The 18,516-nt window shown below is 67.0% G+C and carries 14 protein-coding genes and 1 tRNA gene; 7 read left to right on the top strand and 8 right to left on the bottom strand.

The features are described from left to right. Window positions 1-70: 70 nt before the first annotated feature. Window positions 71-1,507: an aminotransferase-like domain-containing protein gene (locus M1D55_RS20395; protein WP_456281694.1), complete on the bottom strand. Its 1,437-nt coding sequence runs from the start codon at window positions 1,505-1,507 to the stop codon at window positions 71-73. Between the two features lie 272 nt (window positions 1,508-1,779). On the opposite strand from M1D55_RS20395, the gene M1D55_RS20390 reads away from it, so the two are divergent. From M1D55_RS20390 to M1D55_RS20375, 4 genes are all read left to right on the top strand, one after another. After that, complete coding sequence (locus M1D55_RS20390; protein WP_006576023.1) at window positions 1,780-2,124, top strand: hypothetical protein; 345 nt, start codon at window positions 1,780-1,782, stop codon at window positions 2,122-2,124. Window positions 2,125-2,185: 61 nt separating this feature from the next. Next, on the top strand, window positions 2,186-3,166 hold the full coding sequence (locus tag M1D55_RS20385) for a threo-3-hydroxy-L-aspartate ammonia-lyase (protein WP_232204730.1): 981 nt from the start codon (window positions 2,186-2,188) through the stop codon (window positions 3,164-3,166). Window positions 3,167-3,294: 128 nt separating this feature from the next. Further along, window positions 3,295-4,923: an NAD(P)/FAD-dependent oxidoreductase gene (locus M1D55_RS20380; protein WP_023264642.1), complete on the top strand. Its 1,629-nt coding sequence runs from the start codon at window positions 3,295-3,297 to the stop codon at window positions 4,921-4,923. Between the two features lie 3 nt (window positions 4,924-4,926). Continuing rightward, entirely contained in the window at window positions 4,927-5,487 is a 561-nt protein-coding gene (locus M1D55_RS20375; protein WP_456281693.1) for a DUF1415 domain-containing protein, read from the top strand. Between the two features lie 31 nt (window positions 5,488-5,518). Here M1D55_RS20375 and M1D55_RS20370 read toward each other — a convergent pair whose 3' ends face one another. Next, complete coding sequence (locus M1D55_RS20370; protein WP_006576020.1) at window positions 5,519-6,346, bottom strand: class I SAM-dependent methyltransferase; 828 nt, start codon at window positions 6,344-6,346, stop codon at window positions 5,519-5,521. A gap of 234 nt (window positions 6,347-6,580) precedes the next feature. Between M1D55_RS20370 and M1D55_RS20365 the strand changes: the two genes are divergently transcribed. Next, window positions 6,581-8,215 (top strand): DUF342 domain-containing protein, encoded by a 1,635-nt coding sequence (locus M1D55_RS20365; protein WP_456281692.1) that lies wholly within the window; start codon window positions 6,581-6,583, stop codon window positions 8,213-8,215. Between the two features lie 56 nt (window positions 8,216-8,271). Here M1D55_RS20365 and M1D55_RS20360 read toward each other — a convergent pair whose 3' ends face one another. From M1D55_RS20360 to pepN, 6 genes are all read right to left on the bottom strand, one after another. Then, window positions 8,272-9,291, bottom strand: coding sequence for a hypothetical protein (locus M1D55_RS20360; protein WP_456281691.1), 1,020 nt, complete (start codon window positions 9,289-9,291; stop codon window positions 8,272-8,274). A gap of 179 nt (window positions 9,292-9,470) precedes the next feature. Further along, window positions 9,471-9,899: a hypothetical protein gene (locus M1D55_RS20355; protein ID WP_456281690.1), complete on the bottom strand. Its 429-nt coding sequence runs from the start codon at window positions 9,897-9,899 to the stop codon at window positions 9,471-9,473. Between the two features lie 184 nt (window positions 9,900-10,083). Continuing rightward, window positions 10,084-10,159 (bottom strand) — tRNA-Thr (locus M1D55_RS20350). 103 nt (window positions 10,160-10,262) lie between these two features. Beyond that, window positions 10,263-10,694 carry a hypothetical protein gene (locus tag M1D55_RS20345; RefSeq protein WP_456281689.1) on the bottom strand — a complete coding sequence of 144 codons (432 nt, stop codon included), beginning with the start codon at window positions 10,692-10,694 and terminating at the stop codon, window positions 10,263-10,265. Between the two features lie 206 nt (window positions 10,695-10,900). Beyond that, on the bottom strand, window positions 10,901-11,917 hold the full coding sequence (locus tag M1D55_RS20340; RefSeq protein WP_006576016.1) for a class 1 fructose-bisphosphatase: 1,017 nt from the start codon (window positions 11,915-11,917) through the stop codon (window positions 10,901-10,903). Window positions 11,918-12,061: 144 nt separating this feature from the next. Next, a complete protein-coding gene (pepN, locus tag M1D55_RS20335; RefSeq protein WP_064573053.1) occupies window positions 12,062-14,767 on the bottom strand; it encodes an aminopeptidase N in 2,706 nt (901 codons plus the stop codon). 334 nt (window positions 14,768-15,101) lie between these two features. Between pepN and M1D55_RS20330 the strand changes: the two genes are divergently transcribed. Next, on the top strand, window positions 15,102-15,713 hold the full coding sequence (locus M1D55_RS20330) for a DUF4136 domain-containing protein (protein ID WP_064573056.1): 612 nt from the start codon (window positions 15,102-15,104) through the stop codon (window positions 15,711-15,713). A 332-nt stretch (window positions 15,714-16,045) separates the two neighbouring features. Continuing rightward, complete coding sequence (locus M1D55_RS20325; RefSeq protein ID WP_064573057.1) at window positions 16,046-18,367, top strand: NADP-dependent malic enzyme; 2,322 nt, start codon at window positions 16,046-16,048, stop codon at window positions 18,365-18,367. Window positions 18,368-18,516: the final 149 nt, after the last annotated feature.

The raw sequence follows: 18,516 nt of genomic DNA, 5'->3' as shown, positions 1-18,516 counted from the left end.
TGCAGCCTTCAGGCCTGCACGCGGCCGCAACAAAGGACGCGGTGCCACGCACCGCGTCCCACCCCTTCCGCTAGCGTGGCGCCAGCCGCGCCACCACTCCCGCCAGCTTCCGATACGCCCGCTCCAGCGCGGTCGACCGCGGTGCGCCGATATTGATCCGCAGGCAATGGTCGAAACGGCTCGAGTTGGAGAACACCACCCCGGGCATCACGCGCACACCGGCCTCGAGCGCCTGCTCGAACACCGCCTCCGACGACAGCCGGTCCGGCAGCTCCACCCAAAGATGCATGCCGCCCTGCGGCGCCGACAGCCGCGTGCCCGGCGGAAACAGGGCAGCGATGGTCTCTGCCGCCCAATGCCGCTGATGGCGCAGCCGTGCGCGCAGCCGCCGCAGATGCCGATCGACATCGCCCGACGCCATCAGCTCGGCCACGGCGATCTGCGACAGCAGCTCGTTCGGCCGCGACTGGCTGAACTTCAGCATCTCGACGCGGGCCTGCCATTTGCCGGCGGCTATCCAGCCGAGCCGCATGCCCGGCGCCAGATTCTTGTGCAGCGAGGCGCAGTAGATCACGTTGCCGCTGCGGTCCCACGCCTTGGCGGCGGCCAGCGGCGCGTCGTCGTCGGCCAGCGTCGAGAAGCAGTCGTCCTCGATCAGCGCGATGCCGCGCGCCTCGCACCATTGCACCAGCCGCGCCTTGTTCGCGTCCGGCATGATGCTGCCCTGCGGGTTCTGCAGGTTCGGTACCACCACCACCGCGCGAATGTTGTCGTAGGTCTGCGCGGCCAGTTCCAGCGCTTCCAGCGACAGCCCTGTCTGCGGGCTGCACGGCACCTCGAGCGCCCGCATGCCGAGGCTTTCGAGGATTTGCAGCAATCCGTAATAGGTCGGGGATTCGACCGCGATGACGTCGCCCGGACCGGCCACCGCGCGCAAGGCGAGGTTCAGCGCCTCGGTGCAGCCATGCGTGATGGCGATCTGTTCCGGCGCCAGCGTCATGCGCGCCTGCAGCGCCTGGCGCGCCAGCGCGGCGCGCAGTGCCGGATGTCCATCGGGCTCGACTGCGCTGCCCAGCAGGCTGGGATGGCGGCGCAGCGCGCGGCCGGTGGCCTGGCGCAGCGCTTCGACCGGATAGAGCTCGGGCGGCGCGCAGGCGCCCGCCAGATTGATCGCGTCGGGATAGCGGCGGCCGCGCGCGATGATCGCCGAGATGCGTGCGTGGATGCCGACGTACTGCGCGGGATCGGGCAGCGACGCCGACGGTTCCGCGATGGGCGTGGTCTGCGGCGCCGGGGGGCGGACGAAGTAGCCTGAGCGCGGACGCGCTTCGAGCAGCCCTTGCGCCTCCATCTCGCGGCACGCCTGCAGCGCGGTCGACAGGCTGACGCCGTGGCGCTCCATCAGGGCCCGTATCGATGGCATCCGCTCGCCGGGCAGCAGCGTGCCCGAGGCGATGGCCTGCCGATAGTGGCCGGCGAGTTGACGGTACAGCGGGGCGGAGTCCATGCGGCATGGTGGCGCATCCGGCCGATGCGCAACAGATACAGAAAAGTATCCGCCGTATCGTAACAGAGCAAAGGATGGGCCTCTGTTCTGCTGTCCGTTGCGGTGCCGTGTGCCTGCCGCACCGCGACGGCGGCCGGTACGCTGCGTTCAGTCGATCGCGCATCCACGATGCCGGCCGCTCTTTGCTGCTGTGTCATGGCATCCCGTCGCAGACGGGCCGCCCGCAGCCACAGCACAACCCCAGCGGCATCAGAACCCGTCCGAGGCCCATCATGTCCATCCTGTCCCTGCTGCCACATCCGATCTACCACCACCGTGCGTTGACGCTGCATGCCGGCCACTCGGTCGGCTTCCACGCCAGGGCCGGTACCGAGCTGCATGTCGCCGATGGCGACGTGGAACTGATCGAGCCGCCGCTGCTGCTCGCCGACACGCTGCACTGGCCGCGACGGGCACTGGGACCGGGCAGCGTGGTCGCGCTGTCCCGCTCCGGCTGGTTTGCGCTGCGCGCGCGGCGCGATACCACCGTGCGGCTGCGCCAACGTGCCTGGGTATTCTCCCGGGCCCGTATCGCGCGCATACTTTCCGGCTGGCGCCGCCGGCGCCTGGCGCACTGAGCCGGCCGATGCCCGTCCTTTCGAACCGCGTATCTCATTTCCCTGCAAGGAGTGTTGTCCCATGACGCAATTGGCCATCTCGTTCATCGATGTCGTGGAGGCGCATCGCCGCATCAGCGGCGTCGCGCACCATACGCCGGTGCTGACCTCGGCCACCGCCGACGCGCAGGCCGGCGCGCGGCTGTTCTTCAAGTGCGAGAACCTGCAGCGCATGGGCGCCTTCAAGTTTCGCGGCGGCTACAACGCGATCGCGCAACTGTCTGCCGCACAGCGCGCCGCCGGTGTCGCGGCGTTCTCGTCGGGCAACCATGCGCAGGCGATTGCGCTGTCGGCGCGGCTGTTCGGCACGCGCGCGGTGATCGTGATGCCCAAGGACGCGCCCGCGGCCAAGATCGCCGCGACGCGCGGCTATGGCGGCGAAGTCGTGCTGTACGACCGCTATACCGAGGACCGCCATGCCATCAGCGAGCGGCTGGCGCGCGAGCAGGGCCTGACGCTGATCCCGCCGTTCGACCATCCGGACGTGATGGCCGGGCAGGGCACCGCCGCCAAGGAGCTGTTCGAGCAGGCCGGTCCGCTGGACGTGTTGCTGGTCCCGCTGGGCGGTGGGGGTCTGCTGTCGGGCAGCGCCGTGGCGGCGCGGGCGATGCATCCCGGCTGCAAGATCATCGGGGTCGAGCCCGAAGCGGGCAACGACGGGCAGCAAAGCCTGCGGGCGGGGCGCATCGTCGAGATCGGCACGCCCAACACGATCGCGGACGGGGCGCAGACCCAGCATCTTGGCCGCCACACCTTCCCGGTGCTGCAGCAGCTGGTCGACGATATCGTCACGGTCAGCGACGCCCAACTGGTCGAGGCGATGCGCTTCTTTGCCGGCCGCATGAAACTGGTCGTCGAACCGACCGGCTGCCTGGGCGCTGCGGCGGCCTTCGCCGGCAAGGCCCCGATCGCCGGCAAGCGGGTCGGCATCATCCTGTCCGGCGGCAATGTCGACCTGGCTCGCTATGCCGCGCTGCTGGGGCAGGTGCCAGCCCAGGATTGAGCGCCAAGGACCGACGGCCCACCCGGGGGGGGCAGCGGCGGCAGCGAGGGGCCGGCGCGGCCGAAAGGCTTTAGAATTGCGGGTTGGCCATCGGACCCGCCGCTCGGCCGCCGAATACCTCGTTCCCCATGCTACGCCTCAGTGAACTCAAGCTCCCCCTCGACCATTCAGAAAGTGACCTGGAGGCCGCTGTCCGCGCGCGGCTGATCGAGATCGGCATCAAGGGCGATGGCATGGTGTCCTTTACCGTGTTCCGCCGCGCGCACGACGCACGCAAGCGCTCCGATATCAAGCTGACGTATATCGTCGATATCGAGGTGAAGGACGAGGAGGCGGCGCGCAAGCGCATCGCCGGCAAGCCGAACTGGAGCGTGACGCCGGACATGACGTACCGCTTCGTCGCGCAGGCGCCGCAGCACACGGCCACGCCGCGACCGGTGGTGATCGGCATGGGCCCGTGCGGCCTGCTGGCCGGGCTGCTCCTCGCGCAGATGGGCTTTCGCCCGATCATTCTGGAGCGCGGCAAGGAAGTGCGCGAACGCACCCGCGACACCTTCGGTCTATGGCGCAAGAGCGTGCTGAATCCGGAATCGAACGTGCAGTTCGGCGAGGGCGGTGCCGGTACCTTCTCCGACGGCAAGCTCTACAGCCAGATCAAGGACCCGAAGCACTACGGCCGCAAGGTACTGCACGAGTTCGTCAAGGCCGGCGCGCCGGAGGACATCCTGTTCAAGGCGCGGCCGCACATCGGCACGTTCCGGCTGGTCAAGATGGTCGAGAACATCCGTGCGGAGATCTTCGCGCTCGGGGGCGAGATCCGTTTCGACACGCGCGTCGACGATATCGACATCGAAGGCGGCCGCGTGCGCGGACTGCAGCTGTCCAATGGCGACTATCTGCCGTGCGAGCAGGTGATCCTGGCGGTCGGCCACAGCGCGCGCGATACCTTCGAGATGCTGTACCGACGCGGCGTGTTCATGGAGGCCAAGCCGTTCTCGCTCGGCTTTCGCATCGAACATCCGCAGGGCATGATCAACCGCAGCCGCTTCGGCAAGTTTGCCGGCAACAAGCTGCTGGGCGCCGCCGACTACAAGATCGTGCACCACTGCAGCAACGGCCGTTCGGTCTACAGCTTCTGCATGTGCCCGGGCGGCACCGTGGTGGCGGCGGCATCCGAGCCGGGGCGCGTGGTCACCAACGGCATGAGCCAGTACAAGCGCGCCGAGCGCAACGCCAATGCCGGCATCGTCGTCGGCATCACGCCCGACGACTATCCGGGCGGACCGCTGGCCGGCATCGAGTTCCAGCGCCATTGGGAAGAACGCGCCTTCGAGCTGGGCGGGCGCAACTACTGCGCGCCGGGCCAGCTGGTCGGCGACTTCCTGGCGCGGCGGCCGTCCACCGCGCTCGGCACGGTAGAGCCCTCGTACAAGCCGGGCGTGACCCCGACCGATCTGAGCACCGCACTGCCCGACTACGTGATCGAAGCGATTCGCGAGGCGCTGCCGGCGTTCGAACGGCAGGTGCCTGGCTTCGCGATGGACGACGCCGTGCTGACCGGCGTCGAAACGCGGACCTCGTCGCCGCTGCGCATCCGCCGCAAGGACGACTACCAGAGCGTCAATGTCGCGGGACTCTATCCGGCCGGCGAAGGTGCGGGCTACGCGGGCGGCATCTATTCCGCCGCGATCGACGGCATCGAGGTCGCCGAGGCGGTCGCGCTCGATATCGTCGGCCGCATCGGCAAGGCGGCCTGAGCGATGTCGCCGGCGGAGCAGCAGCAGATCGTCGATGCCACGCGTCACTGGCTGACGCGCGCGGTGATCGGGCTCAATCTGTGTCCGTTCGCCAAAAGCGTCCACGTCAAGGACCAGATCCGCTACGTGGTCTGCGAGGCCACCGACGCCGAGGCGCTGCTCGATACCGTCGAGGCCGAGCTGAAGGCGCTGGCCGCGGCCAATCCGGCGCACATCGATACCACGCTGCTGATCGTCCCCCGGATGCTGGCGGACTTCGCCGACTACAACGATTTCCTGTACCTGGCCGAACGCATGCTCGACAGCCTCGGCCTGTCCGGCGTGCTGCAGATCGCCAGCTTCCACCCGCAATACCAGTTCGCCGGCACCGATGCCGACGATATCGAGAACTACACCAATCGCGCGCCGTATCCGATCCTGCATCTGCTGCGCGAAGACAGCATTGCCCGCGCGGTCGAGGCCTTTCCCGACGCGGCGGACATCTACGAGCGCAATGAGGAAACCCTGCGCCGGCTCGGTCACGAAGGCTGGCGGCGCTGGATGGCGGGGGACGAACCCCGGTAAGCGTGGGTGAGCGCGCGGCTGACGCCGTGGCTCAGGCCGGCGTGAAGAACCGCTCGCGCATTTCCTCGAGCCCCAGCGTTTCGAGCACGTGCGCCAGCCGCTCGGACGGGCGCCGGCGCGGCAGGTCCTTGTACTGGGCCACGATCAGCTCGTTCTTCATCGAGTGTTCCCACCCGACCAGCTCGGTCACCGTGACCTGGTAGCCGTGCGCCTCCAGCTGCAGGCAGCGCAGCACGTTGGTGACCTGGCTGCCGAATTCGCGCGTATGCAGCGGATGGCGCCAGATCTCGGTCAGCGGATTGCCTAGCGACTTCGACTTGTTCCTGCGCAGCACCGCCGCGACCTCGGCCTGGCAGCAAGGGACCACCACGATGTACTTGGCGCGCTTGGTCAAGGCGAAGCGGATCGCATCGTCCGTAGCGGTATTGCAGGCATGCAGCGCGGTGACCATGTCGACCGTCGCGGGCAGCCGGTCCGAGGTGATCGACTCCGCCACCGACAGATTCAGGAACGACATGCCCGGGAAACCGAGCCGCTCGGCGAGCGCGGTGGACGAACGCACCAGTTCCTCGCGCGTCTCGATGCCGTAGATGTGCGAGCGGTCCTGCTGCGTCTTGAAGAACAGATCGTAGAGGATGAAGCCGAGATACGACTTGCCGGCGCCATGGTCGACCAGCGTCAGGTCGGCATGGTCTCGCTTGAGATCCTGCAACAGCGGTTCGATGAACTGATAGAGGTGATAGACCTGCTTCAGCTTGCGGCGGCTGTCCTGGTTCATCTTGCCGTCGCGGGTCAGGATATGGAGTTCCTTGAGCAGCTCGATCGATTGGCCGGGACGGATTTCGTGGGTGTTCGACATGGGATACGGCGGGGTTGGCCCGGGTCCTGATGCGCCGCGTCTTGCGGCATGTTGCGGCGTCCTGCGAGCGGCGAAGGCCCGGGCGGGCAGGGCGACAGTTTACCGGAAGGCGTCCCGAAAAAATTCTCCTAAAGTTTTGCCGAAATCTGCCGTAGGTGACGGACAGGCGGCATGTCGACTCGGTGCCGCCCTCAACAACAACGATAAATCAAAGGCAGACGGCTGGAGGACGCGATGGGTGACGTAGCAGCTTCGGTTGTACGGGTGTGGGTGGAGGCCACGGACAAGGCCGTGCGGGCCCGGTACGAGGTGCCGGTGGAGGGCGAAGGCGGCAGCGGGCCGCCCGACCGCGCCGCGCTGATGGCAGCCCTCGAGACGCAGGGATGGGCGCATGCCAGGCTGGACGAGCACGCCATCGCGGCGTTCCTGCTCGCCTGCCATCGCGACGGGCCGCCGGCCGAGGCGGTGGTCGGCGAACTCGTCGACGGCTATTTCGAGATCGATATCGATGCCGACTCGCTGACGGTGCGGCTGACGCTCTGGCCGCCAGAAGGCGGACGTGCGGTGCAGCCCGACGATGTACGCATCGTGCTCGCGGGGCGCGGCATCAAGCTGCCCGTCGACGAGCCGGCATTGGCCGAAGCCTTCGCCGCGGGACGTTGCGACGACCTGCCGATCGTGCACGGCACGGCGCCGACGCGAGGCACGCCGGCCCGCTTCGTCAATCTGCTGGAGCCGCGCCGCGGCGGCGCCGAGGATGATCACGCCCGGATCGATCTGCGAGACCTCGGCAACCTGCTACTGGTGCAGCCCGGCACGCATCTGATGCGGCGGGTCGCCGCGGTGCAGGGTACCGCGGGTCAGGACGTGTTCGGCCGCGTGCTGCCGGCACCGGAGGTTGCCGACACGCCGTTCTCCGATCGCCTGACTGGCGTCGGCCCGGATGCGCACGATCCGAATCTGCTGGTGGCGACCGTCGCGGGCCTGCCATCGGTGCGCGCGCGCGGCGTCAGCGTCAATCCGGTCGTCGCGGTCGATGCGGTCGACATGCACTCCGGCAATATCGCGTTCGAGGGCACGCTGCGTGTCAACGGCGACATCAAGACCGGCATGTCGGTGCGTGTCGGCGGCGACGTGATCGTCGGCGGCACCATCGAGGCCGCCCATGTCGAGGCCGGCGGCAATGTGGTCGTCAGCGGCGGCATCATCGGCAAGTCCGAAGGGCCGCACGATCCGGCGAGCGCGATCGCGCGGATCCAGTGCAAGGGATCGGTGCATGCGCGCTTTATCGAAAACGCCGTGGTCGAGGCGGGCACCACGGTCACCGCCGACAGCGCCATTCGCCAGAGCGATGTTGCTGCAGGCGAGGTCATCACCGCGGGCGACCCGGCCATCGGCAGCGGCAATATCACCGGCGGCCGCTCGCGCGCCTGGCATGCGGTCCGTACCGGCACGCTAGGCGCGCCGGCCGGCACCGCCACCGCCATCCATGTCGGACTGAACCCCTATGCGGACGCCGAGAAGGCGGCGCTGGAGGCGGACAAGCGCCGGCAGGAACAGGAGCAGGCCAAGATCCAGCAACTGATGACGTTCTTCGCCAAGAATCCCGAGCGCGCCACGCCGGAACTGCGCGAGAAGGCGCGCGCCACGCTGTTCAAATACACGCGGGACATGCTGGACACCGACGCCCATCTGGCCAAGCTCGCCGAGCAACTGCATCCACGCCCGGACGCCGCCGTGGTGGTCGGCAAGTGCGTGCATGGCGGCGTCAGCGTGACGATCGGTCAGAAGACCATGCGCGTGATGGAAGATATGCCGAAGGTCGAATTGCGGCTGGTCGGCGAAGGGATCGGGGTGGTGCGGGAATGAAAAAGCGGCGCACAGGCGCCGCTTTTTCTGAGACTGGTTACGCCTTCGCGCCCTGGTTACTGCAGCGACAGCGCGGTCTGCGTGTAGTGCCGGATATTGCCGGCCGGCTCAATGCCGACATAGCTGTAGTTGAACTCGCACTTGACCGCCCGGCCGAGTTCGGTGGCCCACCAGCAGCGGTAGTCCATCCGGTAGGCGGCATTGCCGGTCACGCCGTTGGTCAGGTTGCCGTCATTGGAATTGGTGAATGCTACGCCGTACTTGATGCGCAACGTATCGAACGTATCGCTGCCGACGGCGACACGCTCGAACGCTTCCACGCTGGCTTCGAGGGCGGCCGTTTCGTGATATGCGCCACACTGATATTGCCAGCCCGAGGTCCAGGTCTTGCCGACGAACATCGGGTATTGGAAATGCTCGCGCTTCGGCGTGAAGGTGCAGGTCTGGCTCGGGCTGTCTGCGCTAATGCGCGCCGTACGGTTGCGATCCGCGTCGTTGAGGATGGTATCGGTCAGCTCGCCAGTGGTCCTGTAGCGGTTCATCGTGAATCCGCCTTGCGAATCGACGGCAGTCGTCGTATCGCGATAGGTGCGGTCGATGGGTGAGCCGTCGACAGTCGTGCCCTGCTCGCGCCACAACGTGGTTTCACCGACCTTGGCTGCGACCCGCGCATAGCGGTGCGGCGGCACCTCGATACGGATGGTCGCCAGCTTGCTCGCATCGGCGGCGGACTTGGCCACCAGCGTCACCGTGCCGCCTTCCGGGCTGATCAGCACGGCATCCCACACCGCACTGTTCTGGCTCTTCGGCTGGATCGTGGTCTTCTCCATGCTCGCGGTCCACGTCACGCCGTTGCTGGCGCTCAGACGCAGGTCCTGGCCCGACGCGATATTGAGCGTCGTGCTGCCGCCGTCCTTCAGCGCAAAGCCGGTGACCGGCGTGCCATCGAGACTGGCGGACAGTTGAAAGCCCGTGTCTTTACCCGCCTCATTGCCCCCGTCATCGCCGCCACCGCCGCACGCGCTCAGTGCCGCGGCAACCAATGCGGCTGCGGTAAATCCCGTCCAATTTCTCATCTCTTTTCCTTGTTATTGATCCTTGTTCTTTTATCGGCAACAAGCCGCGCGGGATATTAGCAAGGCGCTCCCCGAAAGTGGGGACCGTGAAGTAGGGTTGACCGGAACGGAACGTTGGGATAGAGCCGGGCCGGCTTCCATCCTGTCGTGTTCTTGCGTTGGCGATGTCGGCCCGTCGCTCAGACCGTGCCGCGCCAACGCCCACTACGGCGGATCGACTGACAGCGATCGTGATCCAACGCGGCAACGGCGCGACGCAATAAACGCGCTTCGTCCAACGTTACCGGATAGCGCGGCTCCACGTCGTCGATCGAGCCCAGATCGAAATAGCTCCAGAGCGTTTCGCCGTGGATCGTGACGCCCCAGCGGTCCATTTGCCGGAGGTCGGCGAGGCATAGCGTGACGAACGCATCGGGATCGTCCGAGCCGGCGCGGCCAATGGCCTGGTCCAGCCGCATCGTCATTGCGCGGACTTCGGTGCAAGTCGGCGTGTCGTTGTTTTCCGCGCTGTGCCTGGGCGTTGGCGCGAGCTTTCGTTCGAGCGGAGTTTCGGGAATGGACGCAGGGCCGAATGACTGCGACTGCCGGTGCAACGCGATCGGATTCATGGTGAGCTCGAGTGGGTGGAGGAGGTTCGAGCTTATCCAGCGTCGGCGCGGTGGGCGCTGAGCGGATTCTGAAAGGTAGAGCGGGAAAGCGACCGGCCGTCGGACGGAGCCTTGGCCTGGGGCGTAAGGGTGGGGCGCCAAAAAAAAATGCCCTTGGAAAATCCAAGGGCATTTCTTTGAAACCTGGTGCCGAAGAGAGGAATCGAACCCCCGACCTTCTCATTACGAATGAGCTGCTCTACCGACTGAGCTACTTCGGCAACACCACCGGTTGGGAACCGGATAGAGCCCGCAATAATAGCAGCGGATCCGGCGGCTGTGAAGCCCCCCGGCGCACTTTTTCACGGTTCCCGCAGGCGGCGGTCAGCCGAAGGTGCGGCCGGTAGGCGAGGCGGGATGGCCGGGCATGGCCTCGTCCGGCCGCGCCAGGGCGGTCAGCAGGTTGTCGATCGCGGCGATGAATTCGCGCAGGCGGACCAGCGTGACCGGAAACACCGGGTCCGATGCATCGATGGTCCAGGGGTAGAAGTACAGCTCGCGTTCGTGCTCGCTGATCGGCACGCCCCAGTTCGCCAGCTGGCGCAGATCGCAGACATGCAGGTCGATGCCGTCGCTCAGCCCGTAATGCAGCGCGACATCGAGCGTCTCGTGCAGCCGGATGGCGAGGGCCTGCACTGACGTGCGTTCCAGCGGGGCCTCGCCGCACGGCGGGTTTGCCGGCGTGGTGGCGGTGACGGGCGGGTTGATCGGTGGGGTGATGGCGTAGCGGGCGCCGGCATCCGAGAGGGGGGCCATCGCGGTTTCCTTGCTCCGTGGAGAAAACAGCAGGGTAGGGACTCTACGAGGCGGAGGAAATGAGCGGATTCTGATTTCCGCTGCGAAAAGAAAAAGGAGCCACCGGCAATGCGGTCGGCTCCCTGTCGGCGGGCACCATGCACGTCGATGCAGGCTTCGCGAGACCGGCCTCTGTCGAAAGACCGGCCCGCGTGCAAGCAGGCGTATCAGCTGCCCGCTTGCGCTTCCTGGTGGTAGCGCGTCACGCGCTCGACCTCGTTCTTGGAGCCCAGGATCACCGACACGCGCTGGTGCAGCTTTTCCGGCTGGACCTCGAGAATGCGCTGATGGCCGTTGGTGGCCGCGCCGCCGGCCTGTTCGACCAGCATCGCCATCGGGTTGGCCTCGTACATCAACCGCAGCTTGCCCGGCTTCTCCGGCTCGCGCTTGTCCCACGGATACATGAAGATGCCGCCGCGCGTCAGGATACGGTGCACGTCGGCGACCATCGACGCGATCCAGCGCATGTTGAAGTTCTTGCCGCGCGGGCCTTCCTCGCCGGCCAGGCATTCGTCGATGTAGCGGCGCACGGGCGGGGCCCAATGCCGCATGTTGGACATATTGATCGCGAATTCCTTGGTGTCCTCGGGAATCCTGACATCCGACTGCGTCAGCACGAAGCTGCCTGCCTCGCGGTCCAGCGTGAACATATGGACGCCGTTGCCGACGGTCAGCACCAGCGTGGTCTGCGGGCCGTACACCGCATAGCCGGCCGCGACCTGTTGCGTGCCCGGCTGCATGAAGTCGGACTCGGTGACGGTCTGGCCCGGCTTGGGCATATGCAGCACCGAGAAGATCGTGCCGATCGACACGTTGACGTCGATGTTCGACGAGCCATCGAGCGGATCGAACAGCAGCAGGTATTCGCCCTTCGGATAACGGTTCGGGATCTCGTAGAACGAGTCCATTTCCTCCGACGCCATCGCGGCCAGGTGGCCGCCCCATTCGTTGGCGTCGAGCAGCACTTCGTTGGCGATCACGTCCAGCTTCTGCTGGGTTTCGCCCTGCACGTTGCCGGTGCCGGCCGAGCCGAGCACGCCGGCGAGCGCGCCCTTGCTGACGGCATTGGAGATGGCCTTGCACGCGCGCGCGACCACCTCGATCAGCAGCCGCAGCTCGGGCTGGATGGTGTTGTGCTGGCGTTGTTCCTCGACCAGATAGCGGGTCAGGCTGATGCGAGTCATGGGTTTCCTCCTTGAATGGCCGCCATTCTACAGGCCGGGGCGGGCGGCCCACCGAAGCCGGCGGGCCTGGACCGCGATCGCTGGTTGGCTAGCGCACCCAATCGGCAGCCGACCGGCATCCCAACCCGCGGCCGACCAGCCGCCTCACGTCGACAGTGCCTTGCCGACGATCTCGCGCACGTCGCGCGACAGCTTGTCGGCCGCGGCCACCCGTTCCAGCGCGGCGCGCATCCTGTCGCGCAGCGGCAGCGCGTATTTCTGCCAGCGGTCCAGCGCGCGCGCCAGCCGTGCCGCCACCTGCGGATTGATCGCGTCGAGCGCCAGCACCTGTTCGGCCCAGAATTCGTAGCCCGAGCCGTCCTCGGCATGGAACTGCGCGGGGTTGCCAGAGCAGAAGCTGAAGATCAGCGCCCGTGCGCGATTGGGGTTGCGCAGCGTGAAGGCCGGATGCTGCATCAGCGCCCGCACCGTGTCGATGGTGCGCTTGCCCGCATGCGGGCCGACTTCGCCGCGCTGCATGCCCTGCAGCGAGAACCATTTGTCGACCACCAGCGGATCGTGCTCGAAGCGCTGGTAGAAGTCGGCCAGCGCCGCCTCGCGGCCCGGCGCGAAGCTGTTGACCAGGGCCGTCAGCGCGGCGAAGCGGTCGGTCATGTTGTCGGCCTGCTGATACTGCTCGCCGGCCAGCGCATACATCGCATCGTCGCCGACTTCGACCAGATAGCCGAGCGCGAGATTGCGCAGCGCGCGCTTGCCTGCCGATTCCGGATCGGGGCGATACGGGCCGGTGGTCGCGTTGCTTTCGTAGGCGCCCAGCCAGTCGCTCTGCAGCGTGCGGGCGAGGCCGGCGCGCATGAATTGCCGCGCGCGATGGATCGCCGCGGGATCTGCCACGCCCATGCGTTCGGCCAGATAGGCCTCGGCCGGCAGCATCAGCGCCTGCTCGCGGAAGGCGGGGCTCAGCGAGGTGTCGGTCAGCACGGAACGGAACGCGCCGATCAGCGCGTGGTCCAGCTCGAGCTCGCGCCCGGCCTGCACGTCGGCGACCAGCTTCAGCAGCGCGCGCGTCGCCAGCCGCTGGCCCGCTTCCCAGCGGTTGAACGGATCGCTGTCGTGCGCCAGCAGGAAGGTCAGCTCGTCGTCGCTGTAGTCGACATCGACGATCACCGGCGCCGAGAAGTTGCGCAGCAGCGAAGGCAACGGCGCGCGCGGGCCCTTGGGCAGGTTGACGAAGCGGAAGGTCTGCCGCGCTTCGGTGAAGTTCAGCACGCGCGTGGTGTCGCCGGCGGCAGCCTCGCCCTCGAGCTGCAGTGGCAGGTCCTTGCCGTCGGCGCCGATCAGCCCGACCGCGAACGGGATATGGAAGGGGAGCTTCTCCGGGGTGCCGGGCTGGGTCTCGATGCCGACCTTGGGGCATTGCTGCGTCAGCGTCAGCGTCAGCCTGCCCTCGCCGGCGTCCCATTCGGAATGCACGCCGACCACCGGCGTGCCGGCCTGGCTGTACCAGCGCCCGAACTGGGTCAGATCGCGGCCGTTGGCGTCGGCCATCGCGGCGAGGAAGTCGTCGCAGGTCACCGCCTGGCCGTCGTGCCGCTGGAAATACAGGTCCATGCCCTTGCGGAAGCCCTCGCGGCCCAGCAGGGTCTGGTACATGCGCACGACCTCGGCGCCTTTCTCGTACACCGTCACGGTGTAGAAGTTGTTGATCTCCTCGTAGCTGTCGGGCCGCACCGGATGCGCCATCGGCCCGGCATCCTCGGGGAACTGCACCTGCCGCAGCACGCGCACGTCCTCGATGCGCTTGACGGCGCGCGCCGAGCCGTCGTCGGCGCCTTGCTCGGCCATCATGTCGGCGGAGAACTCCTGGTCGCGGAACACCGTCAGCCCTTCCTTCAGCGACAGCTGGAACCAGTCGCGGCAGGTCACGCGATTGCCGGTCCAGTTGTGGAAGTACTCGTGGCCGACCACCGATTCGATATTGAAGAAGTCGGTGTCGGTCGCGGTGGCCGCATTGGCCAGCACGTACTTGGTGTTGAAGATGTTCAGGCCCTTGTTTTCCATCGCGCCCATGTTGAAGTCGCCGACGGCGACGATCATGAAGCGGTCCAGATCCAGTTCCAGTCCGAAGCGCCGTTCGTCCCAGCGGATCGAATGGATCAGCGAATCCATCGCGTGCTGCGTCTTGTCCAGGTCTTGCGGCTCGACCCAGACCTGCAGCAGTTTTTCCTTGCCCGAGCCGGTGGTGATGCGCTGCTCGATGCATTGCAGCTTGCCGGCGACGATCGCGAACAGATAGGAGGGCTTGGGGAACGGGTCTTCCCACACGGCCTCGTGGCGGCCGCCGTCCAGTTGCTGTTCCCCGATCAGATTGCCGTTGGACAGCAGCACCGGATAGGCGGCCTTGTCCGCGCGCAGCGTGACGCGGTAGGTCGCCATCACGTCGGGACGGTCGAGAAAATAGGTGATGCGGCGAAAGCCCTCGGCCTCGCACTGCGTGAAGAAGTTGCCGTTGGAGACGTACAGTCCCGACAGCGTGGTATTGGCTTCCGGCTGGCAGGCGCTGACGATCTGCAGCGTGCCATGCTCGGGCAGCCCGTTCAGCGTCAGGCTGCCATCGTCGAGGCGATAGTCGCCGAATGGCTGGCCATCGAGACTGACGCTCGCCAGCTCGAGCGCTTCGCCGGCCAGCACCAGCGGCGCGCCGGCCTGGCGGCGGGCAAAGCGCAGCGTGCTGGTCACCACGGTGCGCTGCGGATCGAGCTCGAACACCAGGTCGACGTGTTCGATCGCGAAGGCGGGCGGGGTATAGTCCTTGCGGTGGACGGTGACGGGGGTATCGGTGCGGAGCATGGATGGTCCTGTCCTGGAAGGCGATGAGTCGGGCGCGCCGGGCGCCGGGTAATCCATTGTAGCCAAGCACGGCATGGCCGCATGGCGCCAAGGGAATTCCAGCGCACGCCGCCGGTCTGATGCAACGAGAGGGCGGCCCGCCGACCGCCCCCGCGCCCACCACCGGCGCACGGTCCGGTGGAGCCCTGTCGGCGAGACCATGAACAGAAGGAAGAACATCATGTGGCAATGGCGAAACGCCTGTGCACGGACGGGTCAATGGCTGAGCACCGTCAGCCGTCGCGGTCAGGAAAGGGGGCGGACCGCCAGCTGGTCCGGATGGGCCGGGGCCGCGATGCTCGGCGCCTTGCTGCTGTCCGGCTGCGCCAGCACCGTGACCACCGACGTGACGGCGTTCCGCCAGCCCGGCTGGCAGAACGATCCGCCCCGCACCTACGCGTTCGACGCCGAAAAGGGGCAGGAGCAGCAGGGCCAGCTGGACCGCGCCACCTATCAGAACTGGATCGCCGACGCGCTGTCCGGCCACGGCTTCACGCAGGTGCCGCGGTCGCAGGCGCGCTATCTGGTCAGCTTCGATTTCGATTCGGATCCGCGCCTGGTGCGCGTGCACGAGACCTACTATCCCGATCCCTGGTATCCGTGGGGGCCGTACTGGGGCCCGTACGGCTATTACCGCCCGTGGGGGCCGTGGGGCTGGGGCCCGGGCTACTGGCCGCCACAGACGGTGATCCGCGACGTCCCGGCCACGCTGGCGAGCCTGCGCGTCTTTATCCGCGAGGCCGCCGGCAACAAGCGCGTCTACCAGGTGACCGCGCAGAACCTGAGCGAAGGCAGCACGATGCCCGGGCTGATGCCCTATCTGGTGCGCAGCGCCTTCGCGGAATTTCCGATGGAAAGCGGCCGGCCGCGGCGCGTGACGCTGGAGGTCGACAAGAACGCCAGATAACGGGCAACAGCGAGAAATACATCGACGCCGGTATGCATTGCCAACGCTGCATGCCGGCGTTTTGTTTTACCGGTGGATCGCCCAGGGCGCACTCGCACCCATTCGCACCCATTCGCACCCATTCGCACCCGATCCGGGCCATTGACGCTATTCCGGTAAAAGCTCTTTAACCGCAAAATCCCCGCGTTTGCGGCCTTCCGGGGCGCCATCGGGGCGACTCGCGCACGGCGGCTGGGCTAGAATAGCTGCTCGATTTTTTCGGCCCTGGCGGTTCGACCGGTATCGACCGGCATCGTACGGCGCCATGTTGGGCCTCTTTCCGGACGAGCGACATGAGCAGCAAGACCAGCGGTGACGCACCGCAACACGCCCCCAATAGTCCTGAAGCGCAACTGCGCCTCGCCGCGCTGGAATATCACCGCAGCCCGACCAAGGGCAAGATCCAGGTGACTGCGACCAAGGCGCTGTCCAACCAGCGCGACCTGTCGCTGGCCTATTCGCCGGGCGTGGCCTATGCCTGCGAGGAGATCGCCAAGGACCCGGCCATGGCGGCCGAGTACACCTCGCGCGGCAATCTGGTGGCGGTGGTCACCAACGGCACCGCGGTGCTGGGCCTGGGCGACATCGGCCCGCTGGCCGGCAAGCCGGTGATGGAAGGCAAGGGCTGCCTGTTCAAGAAGTTCGCCGGCATCGACGTGTTCGACATCGAGCTCGACGCGCGCGACCCCGATCAGATCGTCGAGATCGTCGCCGCGCTGGAACCCACGCTGGGCGGCGTCAACCTCGAGGACATCAAGGCGCCCGAGTGCTTCTACATCGAGAAGAAGCTGCGCGAGCGGATGAACATCCCGGTCTTCCACGACGACCAGCACGGCACGGCGATCATCTCGGCGGCGGCGCTGCTCAATGGCCTGAAGGTGGTCGGCAAGGACATCGCCAACGTCAAGATGGCGGTGTCGGGCGCGGGCGCGGCGGCGATCGCCTGCCTGGACACGATGGTGAGCCTGGGCGTCAAGCGCGAGAACATCTACGTGGTCGATTCGAAGGGGGTGATCTTCGTCGGCCGCGACGCCAACATGGAGGCCAACAAGGCGCGCTATGCGCAGGACACGTCGGCCCGCACGCTGGCCGATATCGTCGAGGGCGCCGACGTGTTCCTCGGCTGCTCGACCGCCGGCGTGCTGACCGCCGAGATGGTCAAGACGATGGCCGACAAGCCGATTATCCTGGCGCTGGCCAATCCCGAGCCGGAGATCCGTCCGGAAGTGGCCAAGGCCGCGCGTCCCGACTGCATCATCGCGACCGGCCGTTCGGACTATCCGAACCAGGTCAACAACGTCCTCTGCTTCCCGTACATCTTCCGCGGCGCGCTCGATTGCGGCGCGACCAAGATCACCGAGGAAATGAAGCTGGCCTGCGTCAAGGCGATCGCCGAGCTGGCCGAGGCCGAGACCAACGATGCGGTGGCCGCCGCCTATGCCGGCAAGGAACTGAAGTTCGGCCCCGACTACATCATCCCGACGCCGTTCGACCAGCGCCTGATCGAGAAGATCGCGCCGGCGGTCGCGCGCGCGGCGATGGAATCGGGCGTGGCCACGCGTCCGATCCAGGACCTCGAGGCCTATCGCCAGCAGCTGACCCAATACGTCTACCACACCGGCCTGATCATGAAGCCGGTGTTCTCGGCCGCCAAGGCCGCGCCCAAGCGCGTGGCCTATGCCGAGGGCGAGGAAGAGCGCGTGCTGCGCGCGGTGCAGACCGTGGTCGACGAAGGGCTGGCGCGCCCGATCCTGATCGGCCGTCCGCACGTGATCCAGATGCGCATCGACAAGGCCGGCCTGCGGCTGAAGCCGGGCGTCGATTTCGAGCTGGTCAATCCCGAGGACGATCCGCGCTATCGCGCCTATCACGAGGCCTATCACGCGCTGCGCGGACGCGATGGCGTGACGCCCGACATGGCCAAGGTCGCGCTGCGCCGCTCCAACACCCTGATCGGCACGATGCTGATGCACATGGGCGATGCCGATGCGCTGCTGTGCGGCACCGTGGGCCGCTTCGAGGCGCATCTGGAGCATGTGCGCGACGTGATCGGCCTGAAGCCCGGCGCCAAGGTGCTGGCGGCGATGAACGCGCTGATGCTGGAGAAGTACACGCTGTTCATCACGGACACCTTCGTCAACGAGGACCCGACCGCCGACGAACTGGCCGCGATCACGCAACTGGCGGCCGAAGAGATCCGCCGCTTCGGCCTGACGCCGAAGGTCGCGCTGCTGTCGCATTCGATGTTCGGCTCGTCGAACCGCGCCTCGGCGCGCAAGATGCGCGCGGCGCAGGAGATCCTGAGCCAGATCGCGCCCGAGCTCGAAGTCGAGGGCGAGATGCAGGGCGACGCGGCGCTGGTCGAGGACGTGCGCCGTCATTTCCTGCCGGGCACCAAGCTGGCCGGCTCTGCCAATCTGCTGGTGATGCCGACGCTGGACGCGGCCAATATCGCGTTCAATCTGCTCAAGATCACCGGCGGCCAGGGCGTGACGGTGGGCCCGATCCTGCTGGGCGCCGCCAAGCCGGTGCACATCCTGAATCCGCAGGCGACCACGCGCCGGATCGTCAATATGACGGCGGTGGCGGTAGCGGAGTCGGGCGCGCTGCGCTGAGCGGACGCTGGCGCTCGCCGCAAAATAAAAGCCGGGCTGGGTGCCCGGCTTTTTTCATTGCGACATTCGGTCGCGTTGGCATTCGTCGGTTTTGCTCAATGTTCGGTGCTCGTGATTTCATGCTGCGGTGCTGTGCTGCGGAGCAGCGT

The organism is Cupriavidus sp. JZ107 (assembly GCF_053903255.1).
The sequence above is the reverse complement of the archived record's forward strand: the minus strand, read 5'-3'. Positions and strand labels throughout refer to the sequence as shown.